The sequence below is a fragment of the Pseudomonas sp. AC463 genome, from assembly GCF_979253585.1.
In genome coordinates, this window is sequence record NZ_CEEDDZ010000825.1 from 1 (window position 1) to 257 (window position 257).

1 protein-coding gene is annotated in these 257 nt (G+C 64.2%); it reads right to left on the reverse strand.

From position 1 onward, the window contains the following. The coding region (locus AC0IYH_RS32535; RefSeq protein WP_471838475.1) for an MlaA family lipoprotein at nucleotides 1-257 on the reverse strand (257 nt) is incomplete at both ends.

Below are 257 nucleotides of genomic sequence, written 5' to 3' on the forward strand. Positions count from 1 at the left end.
GGCCCGACCAACGGCAGGAACATGAACGGCCCGTTCGGCACTCCGTAGAATCCCAGCGTGTTGGCGAAGCCGTTGCTCCGCCGCGGCAGCTTGAAGGGCTTGCGCTTGGCCATGTCGAACAGGCCGATCACCCCGACCGTGGAATTGACCGCGAATCGCCCCACCGTCTCCAGCGCCTTGCCGATCTTGTGCTGGAGGACGAAGTTCACGAACACGACCGGCTCGCGCAGGGTGTAGAGGAAGTTGTGGATGCCGCG